5 protein-coding genes are annotated in these 10,008 nt (G+C 40.3%); 4 read left to right on the forward strand and 1 reads right to left on the reverse strand.

Annotated elements, in window-relative coordinates:
• Positions 1-3,818 (reverse strand): carboxypeptidase-like regulatory domain-containing protein (locus ACR2F7_RS07520; protein ID WP_432712968.1); only part of this gene is annotated, 3,818 nt, incomplete at its 3' end.
• 200 nt (positions 3,819-4,018) lie between these two features.
• On the opposite strand from ACR2F7_RS07520, the gene ACR2F7_RS07525 reads away from it, so the two are divergent.
• The 4 genes from ACR2F7_RS07525 (at position 4,019) to ACR2F7_RS07540 (ending at position 9,866) form a co-directional block, all read left to right on the forward strand.
• On the forward strand, positions 4,019-5,056 hold the full coding sequence (locus ACR2F7_RS07525) for a LacI family DNA-binding transcriptional regulator (protein WP_432712969.1): 1,038 nt from the start codon (positions 4,019-4,021) through the stop codon (positions 5,054-5,056).
• Entirely contained in the window at positions 5,053-5,793 is a 741-nt protein-coding gene (locus ACR2F7_RS07530; RefSeq protein WP_432712970.1) for an SDR family NAD(P)-dependent oxidoreductase, read from the forward strand. The genes ACR2F7_RS07525 and ACR2F7_RS07530 overlap by 4 nt, the downstream gene beginning before the upstream one ends.
• A 68-nt stretch (positions 5,794-5,861) precedes the next feature.
• A complete protein-coding gene (locus ACR2F7_RS07535; protein ID WP_432712971.1) occupies positions 5,862-8,720 on the forward strand; it encodes a glycosyl hydrolase 115 family protein in 2,859 nt (952 codons plus the stop codon).
• A gap of 42 nt (positions 8,721-8,762) precedes the next feature.
• Entirely contained in the window at positions 8,763-9,866 is a 1,104-nt protein-coding gene (locus ACR2F7_RS07540; protein ID WP_432712972.1) for a glycoside hydrolase family 43 protein, read from the forward strand.
• The last annotated feature ends 142 nt before the right edge of the window (positions 9,867-10,008 follow it).

Consider the following 10,008-nt stretch of genomic DNA (forward strand, 5'->3'; position numbering starts at 1 on the left):
CGCAGTTTTGGCTGCCAGAAGGCATCATCAGCAAAATTCTTACGGATGGAAGAAGGTGGTGCACCATCATTTGCTGCCAACTGCACCATGGCTTTTTCTTTGGCTTTTTTAGTGGTGATCATGATGACCCCATTAGCTGCCCTTGAGCCATAGATAGCTACGGCTGCAGCATCTTTCAACATAGTTAATTCTTCAATGTCATCTGGCTTGAGCGTTTTCATTGCATCTTCCATCACCACACCATCAACAATATATAAAGGCCCGCTTGCTCCTGACACAGAATTTGTACCGCGGATAGAAACCATACTGCCTGTTGAATTCGTTTGAACGTCAGATACTCTCTCTAGCAATTCCTGGCTAATCATTTTATGTTGCGCTCCATACCCTACTACGACTACTTCGTTTAAACTGTTGGTGCTTTCTTCCAAAAAGATTTTATTACCCGTGGAATGCTTAATTTTCACTTCTTCTTCATTGAATCCAATATAGCTAATGGTCAACAATCCTCTTTTAGGAACCTTGATGCTGAATTGACCATTGACATCGGTTCTCACCCAAAAACTTGTCCCTTTTATACTTATAGATACACTTGGTAAAGGTGTTTTTCCCTCTTTAGAAAGAACAACGCCCGACATGACATCCTCATAAGTGTTGATGGGAATAAATTTGTTGTTAAATACTTCTTTTATTTTTGTTGTCGTAGGTTGTTCCCCTACCTGTAGCGCAATGGATTTCTCTATCATAAAAGCAGAGATTTTTGAGCTGAGGTCATCTTTTGGCCGTGGCTGATCTAGGGAGACTTGTAAAATATTCCTGCCATAAGCCTTGAGCAGCACATTTTCCAGCAATACATACCGGTCACCTTTTAACAAAACCATGATGCGGTATTTCCCCGGTAAAAAGTTTCCTAAATTCGTTTGTCGCCCCGGGTAAATGTTTAAAAAATCAGGATTATCATTGCTGTAAACCAATATATTCTTTACCAATGGTTTCTCCCCTGTAAATTTAAAATTAAGATCCAGTCTGCCACTACCCGTGTAATGTATAGAAGGGTTTGAAAATATGGTGGTGGTATAACTTCTTAAGTCAAGGTAATCAAGCCATAGACTGTCTATATCATTATTGGTTAACACGGAATCTCTATAAGTCAAAGGGTGTTGGCTGCTCAATGTTGTATTGAAATTATACTTGCCCTCGGTACTTTTTTGCCTGATGAGCCCTGGCTGAAAGTCGTAAACAAAATTCGGCTCTGCCTTAAAAGTCATGGCTTCAAGGCCTTTAGTTTTGTATTCGACAAAGTTATAGGCAAGTGGACCTACCAATTTAGGTTGTTGATTGTTCCAACTGTAAATATTTTGTACAGGTTGCAAAAGGAAAACCTGGTCAGGTGTACTCAAAGTAGCAAAACGCGGAGAATAATGATCAGAAACCCTGACCATGTAATTATTTAAGCGAGCAGCTTCATCATCGGTTAAAGTTGCTTGCATTGGTATTATTTTTATCAATTGATGGCTTACCGTATCGAGATTAAAGCTAATGACCAGCCTCTTGCCCTTTTCGACCTTCACATCCTCCACTTCTACCAGCTTATTTTTAAACCTGAACTTAAGGTTAACCAAGCCTGGCGTTACCTTAAAAGCATAACGGATCACTTGTTCTGCCTGGCTAAAGTATACAGGCATTTCATTGATATACAGCACTTCAACAGGCATAACATTACCTTTATCGATCACAAAGGGTACAATTTGTGTAACTTGCTGTTTGGTATCTTCTTCCCATCTAAAAACAGGATCGGGATGGATAAAATGATAATAAGCAATGCTGTCAAGGCCATACTCCTTTGCCCAGCGCTTCCAGTTTAAAGGCAGCCTTCTTCTGTCTACACCTTCATCTTTTTCCAGTGTAGGATTGGGCTTATAAGCGGTCCAGGACTTGCCAAGATAAGGAATATAAGGTGCCATATACCTGAACTTACTGGTCAACGCAAAAGCAGTAACATCCACATCTTCCACGGCTGCTCCCTTGGCATCTCTTACGGCTAGCTCAACTTCTACCTTTTCACCCGGAGCAATTACAACTGGCTGCTTAACCTCCAAATGCAATTGCTTTTCAGCAAATTGTGCTTCCACCCGGTTGCTTTGGGAAATATCTCCCCAGATATAATGGTATAGGAAAGTTGTTTTATCCCTTTGGTTGAGGGCTTTCTTATATTTTAAATCGACCGCATAACCTCGGTCTACTACTTTATTGCCTTTAATGACGGAATACCAAAAGGGGATTTTCCTGGGATTATCTACGGTAACCAATAATGAATCCTTTGTTCTTTGACCATATACATTTATCTCTGGCCTTAGCTCATTCAGGTTAAAGGTTTGCGTTAAGGTATCTATCGTCACATCGTATTTTTGAACATGGGGATTTATTTTCAGGGTCGCTGGTAATTTTAAGGTATAGGTTTCAACCAAATCTCCTGCAGCATTGAGGGCATTAATTTGAGCGGCAAACGTACTGCTAATGGTGGGTTGAAGTAAACGAATAGCTAAACTGTCGGCCGTAGCCTCAAATTTTAACGCTTGTTTTGCTGCTTCTAAAAAGCTAAAAGAAGCCTGCGCATAACTTTTTTCATTTTGCGCATTGAAAAACTGTGCATCAACACTGTAGTTTAATCCAATATTTGGAAAAATAGAATCCGGTAGCACCACCTTCGTATCCCCAATAGGGTCTAATTTAAATTGATGGTGCCATAAAGTGTCAGGAATAAACAAGCTCTTCTGCCCCACCACTTGTATGTTATTGGCTCTAATAACCAACTCTACCCTGCCATCCATTACATTTAAGCCATTCTCGTCTATAGCTTTAAAGCGTAAGGATTGCTGTTCTTTTAGGCTATGCTGTTCTTTCTCACCGCTAACGGTAAAAGTGATGGCTTTCAATTCATAGTCCTCGTATTGGAAATAGCCTCTACTGTAAACTTTATCATTTTCATAGAGCTCTACAGTATAATTTCTGTCGAGTACCATTTTTAAGCTGTCGTGTAATTTAAAAGCAAAATCATAGGCACCTTTATGTTCAGGGCTGATTTCCCCTATCAGTTTATAATAGTTAGAACCCGTAATGCGGACTTGTAATTTTCGTGAAACTGGTTGATGAGATTTCCCCTGTACGATAAAGGCTTTAAACTTTACCGAATCCAGGGGTTTGTATTTCGGCTTGTTGAAAACCATATAGCCTGAGAACAGAGATGGTTTGATGGGGATATACCCTCTTGACCTTTTTGGCGAGTTGATATATCTCTTGTTAGTTTCTTTATCGAAAGAAAGGCTGGTAAAATTGGCAACACCTTTATAGTCAACCCTAACCAGATTCTCTTCTTTTCGGGGGGATGATGTGTGGTAAAAGTCCAACTGCTGATCAAAACTGATCTTTTTGCCATTAATGCTGACTAAGGCATCCTTTAGCGCTTTGCCCTTTGGATCTGTGATTACAAATTGGAGTTCCTTCTCATTACTGAGCAACTTAAAATAAGCCGTCCTGTTTTCTATTAATCCATAGACCAATTGGTTTTTTTCGGCATAGATTTTCAGGTAATTACCTTTTGGTAGTGATGGTTGTTTACCCTTGATGGTTAAAAAAGAATCCACAGGCATTTTTAACTGCTCCTCTTCCAGTTTTTTGCCGTCGTATAAACCTTGTACAGTAATATTGTTAACAGGATAGATATAAGTATAGCGACTGTTTTGCGTACTGCTGTTTAGTTTATCCTGAGCAAAGGAAGAGAAACTAAATAATAAAAGGACAGCCCCGAAGAATTTGTTCATTTAGCGCATTTTAATTTCAGTCAAAATATTCAATTTTCGGAGTAATAAAAAACTTTAACATTAAATGTTTATTAAATCCTTGCTTGAAGAAAAGCTGTTGTATCTATATTGTTGCATAAGACAGTTAAAATAAATTCATGCAACCGATTGCAGTTTTGAGTGAATTAACCTAACTTGCTGCTATACGTTGAGTACTTCAAATGAGCAGTAAAGAAATAACCATATATGACCTTGCCAGGGAGTTAAATCTTTCTGCCGCTACGGTGAGCAGAGCCCTAGCAGACAACCCAGCTATTAATAAAGATACCAAGAAGAAGATAAATGCCCTAGCTATTAAACTGGGCTATCAGTCAAATAAATTCGCCAGTAACCTCCGTAAACAAAAAACACATACCATAGGTCTCATCGTACCGCGGCTGAATAGTCTTTTCATGTCTTCTGTGATCTCCGGGATTGAGAAAGTGTTGAACAATGCAGGCTATAACCTTATTATTGCGCAATCCTTTGAACAGGAAGCCAAAGAAAGAACCAATACCACTACCATGTTTAACAGTCGGGTCGACGGGCTGATTGTTTCTCTTTCTTCAGATACCAAAGACTATAAACACTTCGATACTTTTATCAAAAAGAAAATCCCCTTGGTATTTTTCGACCGTATTGCAGAAGAATTACCTGCAACCAAGGTATTGATAGATAATTTCAAAGCGGGCTACCTGGCTACTTCTCACCTTTTGGAGCAAGGCTGTAAAGAAATTGCTCATATTACGGGTAATACCTCCAGAAATGTCTATAGGGACCGTTTTGAAGGTTACAAAAAAGCGCTTGCAGATCATGAGGTTAACTTTGATCCCAGCTTGATTTATGTAAACGACCTTTCTGAGCAAGGCGTGCAGGACACCCTTAGCCAGCAATTGCTGAAACGTGATAGATTACCTGATGGCTTATTTATAACCAACGACTCAGCAGCCGCCTATGCTTTATCTATTATAAAAGAAGCCGGTTTAAAAGTACCCCAGGATATTGCCATTGTTGGTTTTAACAATGATTTAATTTCGCGGGTAACAGAACCTGCCATCACTACCATCAACTATCCCGGAAATGAAATGGGTGAAACCATTGCCAGAATATTAATCAACAGACTAGAAGGTGAAACTTCGCTGAACATTACCAGCACGGTAACATTAAATGCGGAACTCATCACCAGACCCTCATCCATAAGAAATAAAGAAAATATATGAATACAAAAATAGCAATCGTAACCGGTGGAGCTGCCGGACTTGGATTGGCCATTACCCGTAAATTTGTTAAAGAAGGTATACAGGTCATCATGATTGGCAGAAACGAAGCTACGCTGACTGCCGTTGCCAATGAACTAGGCCCTTTATGCGCCTTTCGCTGTTACGACCTTCAGGATTTAGCAGGCATTCCGGCATTAATAGCAGGCATTTACGAGGAATATCAACAAATAGATATTTTAGTCAACAATGCTGGCATCAATATGAAAAAAGCCTTTTTAGAGGTAAGCGATGCTGATTTTGCAGGCATTATCCATACCAACCTGCAAGCGGTATTTGCCATCAGCAGAGAAACAGTACAATACATGAGCAAAGCAGAAAGTGGTGCCATTGTACACATCAGTTCTATGGCCGCTCAATATGGTATTCCTAAAGTCATTGCCTACTCTGCTGCAAAAACAGGTGTGGAAGGTATGACTCGCGCTATGGCCACGGAACTTTCACCATTAGGCATCCGCATTAATTGTGTAGCCCCAGGTTTTATCAAAACAGCCATGTCTGCTAAAGCTTTAGACGCTGATCCTGAAAGAAAGAACAAAGTGTTTTCAAGAACGCCAATGGGAAAAATGGGTGAACCTGAAGATGTAGCTGAGGCTGTATATTTCTTAAGTGTCGATTCTTCAAAATACATTACGGGCATTGTGATGCCTGTCGATGGCGGAAATTCCATCGGATTTTAAGCTGAAGCGCTTCGGCGCTACAGCTGCTTTATAACCAAATATAAGACAACCAAATTAACAATTCCTGTATGAAGAAAATGCTGTTCCTCGTCCTGTTGATGGCTTTATGCACAAATGGTTTTGCCGCTGGCGCTGATCCGTTTGTCGCTAAAAATTATACGCCAGGTAGCTTTACCTTAGCCAATAAGGGTAAAGTGAGTGCTATCCTTTATAGCGACAACGATTTTTTAGGTGTGAAACATGCGGTAAAAAACCTGCAGAATGATATCAACCTGGTAACGGGTATCATGCCAGCCTTACAAACAACGCGGCTTGAAAAAGAGCCTATGATCATTGTGGGCACTATTGGCCAAAGTACAGTGATCGATGAATTGATCAAAAACAAGAAACTGAATGTGGCAGGCATTGCGGGGAATTGGGAAAGCACCATCATAGAGGTGGTACTTCAACCTTTCCCGGGTGTAGCAAGTGCTTTAGTCATTGCAGGGAGTGATAAACGAGGAACGATATATGGCATTTATGAGCTCAGTTACCAGATAGGCGTATCTCCCTGGCATTATTGGGCAGATGTGCCTGTTAAAAAAAGCGATGACCTTTATATTCTTGCTGGTAAACACATTATCAGCTCGCCAAAAGTAAAGTACAGGGGCATTTTCCTGAATGATGAAGCACCTGCCCTATCGGGATGGGCAAAAAAAGAATTCGGTGGTTTTAACGCTAAATTTTACACGAAGGTATTTGACCTGATCCTTCGCCTTAAAGGAAATTACCTCTGGCCTGCCATGTGGGGAAGTGCTTTTAATGATGACGATCCTCAGAATCCTATACTGGCAGATGAGTATGGCATTGTGATAGGAACTTCACACCATGAACCCTTAACACGTGCACATGATGAATGGAAAAGGTATAAAGGTGGCAAATGGAACTACGAACAAAACCCAAAGCAGCTAAAGGAATTTTGGGAGAGTGGCTTACAAAGAGTTGCAGACAAAGAAAAGATCATCACTGTAGGGATGCGCGGTGATGGCGATGAGCCGATGACACAAGGTACAGCAACCTCTTTATTGGAAAAAATTGTAAATGACCAGCGTGAAATTATTGAAAAAGTAACCAAAAAACCAGCCAGCCAGAGTCCGCAGCTATGGGCACTTTATAAAGAAGTTCAGGAATATTACGATACAGGCATGCGTGTACCTGATGATGTTACCTTGCTTTTATGTGATGACAACTGGGGTAACATCAGGAAATTACCAAAACTAACTGAAGCCGCAAGAAGTGGTGGTTACGGCATTTATTACCATTTTGACTATGTTGGTGGTCCCCGGAATTACAAATGGCTCAACACTAATCCCATTCAAAAAACCTGGGAACAGATGAATCTGGCTTATGAATATAACGCCAACCAAATCTGGATTGTCAACGTAGGTGACTTGAAACCTATGGAGTTTCCTATAGAATTTTTCCTCGACTATGCCTGGGCGCCAGACGCCATCCCTGCAGAAAAATTAAAAACATACACGGTAGACTGGGCGGCTAAACAATTTGGTGTTACACATGCAAATGCTATAGCCCGCTTGATTGACCTGACCTTAAAATACAATGGAAGGATTAAACCAGAGCTATTCAATGAAAAAACATACAGCCTGATTAATTACAATGAGTTTGAGCAAGTAACTTCAGATTGGCAAACGCTAAAAAAAGAAGCGGATTGCCTTGATACGCAGCTTCCTGCCGAATACAAAGATGCCTTTTACCAACTGGTGCGCCACCCTATTGAGGCAGCAGCCAACCTGAATGATTTGTATTTCGCAGTAGCTAAAAACAGGCTCTATGCTAAACAGCAGCGTAATTTAACCAACGAAATGGCTTTGCAGGTGAAAACCTTTTATGCCCGGGATGCTGAAATCACCAATTACTACAACAAAATAATGGCTAATGGAAAATGGGACCACATGATGGACCAGACTCACATCGGTTATACCAACTGGCAGCAGCCTGAAGAAAACAGTATCCCTTTTTCTGATACTATTTTAATTTCTTCAAAACCGGCGTTGGGTTTGGCGATAGAGGAAAGCGAACTAGCCTGGACCGGGAAATCTACAGTGAGCCAAACACTCCCTATATTTGAGTATTATCAGAATTCAAGTCATTATATCGAACTTTTCAATAAAGGAAAGGGAAATGTTAAATATGAAGTGAAGGCACCTGCCTATATCATTATAGAAAATACTTCTGGCGAGTTCGATCAGCTTAAAAGACTTCATTTTACCATCAACTGGGCGAAAGCACCTGCAGGAAAAACAAATAGCACAATTGTAATTTCTGGCAATGACGGTTCAAAAATTACTGTTCCTCTTACGATTGACAATCGCAGGTTTGACGATAAAAATGTACAAGGATTTGTTCAGCACAAAGGATACATTGCGATGGAGGCCGCAAGTTTTAGCAGGAAGACAGATAGCAGACCTGTATTTTGGAAAGTGATTCCAGGATATGGTAAAACTGCAGCTGGTGTAATTCCTGTGCCAGTAACTAGTGCAATTCAGACTTTAAGCGCAGGCAGTCCACACCTGGAATATACAATTTATGTTAAAGATGCCGGTGATTTTAACTTGCACACTTATATCTCGCCGACCATAGATTTTACCAATAGTGATGGGTTAAAGTGTGCCGTATCTATTGATGACCAGCCTCCGGTAACCCTTAACATCAGTAAAGATTACATAACTGATGGCGCATGGGGTAAATCGGTAGCCGATAATATCAAGATCTTTAAAACTGCAATTAAAATTGACCAAGCAGGGAAACATACCCTTAAATACTGGATGATCAACCCAGGTGTTGTGCTTCAAAAACTAGTTTTAGATCTTGGTGGCTTAAAACATAGCTTTTTAGGCCCACCAGAAACTTTTGTAAATCAACCTTAACGCCGCAATACAAGTTTAACCACCTTAAATAAACAAAACGATATGACGATGAAAACCTTAAAAACTCCTGCCATCCTGCTTGTAATGGGAATGGCAGCAACCAGTGCATGCACCCCTAATCAAGGTAAAACTGTTGTTGCACAAACCACAGACAGCACTAAAAGTGTGAAATTTCTTTCACAACCACTGTTGTCTGAAATCTATACAGCTGACCCATCTGCACATGTGTTTGATGGGAAAGTTTACATCTATCCTTCTCATGATATTGATGCTGGGACGCCAGAAAATGACATGGGTGAGCATTTTGCCATGAAGGATTTCCATATCCTTTCCATGGACAGCATTAATGGTAAGGTAACAGATCATGGCGTTGCCTTATCAATCAAAGATATTCCATGGGCGGGCAAACAATTGTGGGCACCTGATGCGGCTTATAAAAACGGTACTTATTTCTTGTACTTCCCGGTAAAAGACAAAAATGAGGTTTTCAGAATTGGTGTAGCGACATCAAAAACACCTGCAGGGCCTTTTAAAGCTGAAGCACAACCTATCGCAGGAAGTTTAAGCATTGACCCTGCTGTATTTACAGATACTGACGGGAAAAGCTATATGTATTTTGGCGGCATCTGGGGAGGACAGCTACAAAGATGGAAAGATGGCAAATATGATGCTAATGGCTCAAAAACTGACAGCCAACAAGAAGATTCACCTGCTTTAGCACCTAAAGTGGCCAAGATGAGTACTGATATGTTGAGCTTTGATGGAGACGTTAAAGAAGTGAAGATTTTAGATAAAGATGGAAAAGAACTTTTGACTAAAGACCACGACAGAAGATTTTTTGAAGCAAGCTGGGTACATAAATACAAAGGAAAATACTATTTCAGCTACTCTACAGGCGATACTCATTATTTAGCCTATGCCACAGGAGATCATCCTATGGGTCCGTTTACTTACCAGGGTACCATTATGAATCCTGTTCAGGGCTGGACATCACATCACTCTATTGTAGAAGTAAAAGGCAAATGGTTTTTATTTTACCACGATACACAGCTCTCTAACAGAACACACCTGAGAAATGTAAAAGTTACGCCATTGGAACATGCCGCTGATGGTAGCATCAAGCTTATTGAACCGATCATCAAATAAAGAAGTCTATAACAAACAGAAAATTTGATATAATTATTCAACTGATATGATGCGACGTAGAAAATTGTATATTTTATCCGCTCTATTTTTATGTACCTCCCCCCTCGTTGCACAAATCAAACTGCCAAAGCTCATTAGCGAT

This window comes from Pedobacter sp., from assembly GCF_045628745.1.
Taxonomy (GTDB): domain Bacteria; phylum Bacteroidota; class Bacteroidia; order Sphingobacteriales; family Sphingobacteriaceae; genus Pedobacter.

Coding starts and splice junctions, on each gene's coding strand:
- ACR2F7_RS07530 (WP_432712970.1), top strand. CDS start 5,053: ATGAATACAAAAATAGCAATCGTAACCGGTGGAGCTGCCGGACTTGGA.
- ACR2F7_RS07535 (WP_432712971.1), top strand. CDS start 5,862: ATGAAGAAAATGCTGTTCCTCGTCCTGTTGATGGCTTTATGCACAAAT.
- ACR2F7_RS07540 (WP_432712972.1), top strand. CDS start 8,763: ATGACGATGAAAACCTTAAAAACTCCTGCCATCCTGCTTGTAATGGGA.
- ACR2F7_RS07525 (WP_432712969.1), top strand. CDS start 4,019: ATGAGCAGTAAAGAAATAACCATATATGACCTTGCCAGGGAGTTAAAT.